Origin of the sequence: Agrococcus casei LMG 22410 (assembly GCF_900163565.1) — a bacterium.
Lineage (GTDB): Bacteria > Actinomycetota > Actinomycetes > Actinomycetales > Microbacteriaceae > Agrococcus > Agrococcus casei.
In genome coordinates this window covers 1-1,227 of sequence record NZ_FUHU01000019.1, presented here as the reverse complement: position 1 = coordinate 1,227, position 1,227 = coordinate 1, and the positions used below count along the sequence as shown (strand labels likewise).

1 protein-coding gene is annotated in these 1,227 nt (G+C 67.5%); it reads left to right on the top strand.

The window, feature by feature from the left end; translation table 11 throughout:
• Positions 1–84: 84 nt before the first annotated feature.
• A protein-coding gene (locus CZ674_RS02965; RefSeq protein ID WP_086991054.1) for an IS3-like element ISAar43 family transposase occupies positions 85–1,227 on the top strand; the annotation gives its coding sequence in 2 pieces (ribosomal slippage) (positions 85–355 and positions 355–1,227; 1,144 coding nt annotated over the 2 pieces). This gene is flagged as partial in the annotation.

The window sequence follows — 1,227 nt, the reverse complement described above, 5'->3', positions numbered from 1 at the left end:
TTGGGCTGACCCCGTTCGGTAGGTCCGGTGGTTGTGTGAGTCGTCCTGTTGCCCGGGGGTCCGGGCAGGGAGACTGGTCAGATCATGACGAACAGCAGGAAGCGTCACACTCCGGAGCAGGTCGTCCGTAAGCTCGGGCAGGCCGACAGGATGCTCGCGGGCGGGAGCGACATCGCCGGGGTGTGTCGAGAGCTCAGAGTGTCCGAGCAGACGTACTACCGGTGGCGGAACCAGTACGGCGGATTGAAGGCCGACGACGCGAAGCGGCTGAAGGAGCTCGAGAAGCAGAACGCCACGCTCAAGCGGCTGCTCGCCGAGGCAGAGCTCGAGAAGGCCGCGCTCAAGGAGCTGGCTGAGGGAAACTTCTAGGCCCGGGCAGGCGCCGCGCAGCCGTCGACCACCTCAAGCGCACGCTGCGGGTGAGCGAACGAATGGCGTGCCGTCTGGCCGGGCTGAGCAGGTCCGCATACCGTCGCCCGCTCCAGGGCGAGACGACAGCCGACCCGGACCTGGCGTTGCGGGACTGGCTGCGGGCGTATGCGAAGAAGCACCCGCGGTGGGGATACCGCAGGGCCTACCACGATGCCCGCGGCGAGGGGTGGGTCGTGAACCACAAGAAGATCCAACGGCTCTGGCGCGAGGAAGGGCTGCGCGTCCCGCAGCGGCGTCGCCGCAAACGCGTTGGGTCTTCGACCGTCGACGCCACGGCAGCGGTCGCACCGAACCTCGTGTGGGCGGTGGACTTCCAGTTCGACGCGGACGAGCAGGGCCGTCCGATCAAGATCTGCTCCATCGTCGACGAGCACACCCGCGAGTGCATCGGCGGGCTCGTCGAACGGTCGATCACCGCGGACCGGCTCACCGCCCACCTCGAGGACCTCGTCGCAGTCCGCGGCGCCCCCGCGGTGCTCCGATCCGACAACGGCCCCGAGTTCATCGGCGACGCGATGGCCCACTGGGCCGGCACCCGTACCGGCCTGTTCTACATCCCGCCCGGCTCGCCCTGGCACAACGGGTACGTCGAGTCGTTCAACAGCAGGCTCCGCGACGAGTGCCTGAACATCAACAGCTTCTACTCGCTGCTCCACGCCCAGGTCGTGATCGGCGACTGGAAGACCGAATACAACCACGACCGCCGGCATTCATCGCTCGGCTACCTCGCACCCGTCGACTACGCTCGGCAATGCACCCATCAATCGGAAACCGACGACTCGCACAGCGACCGGA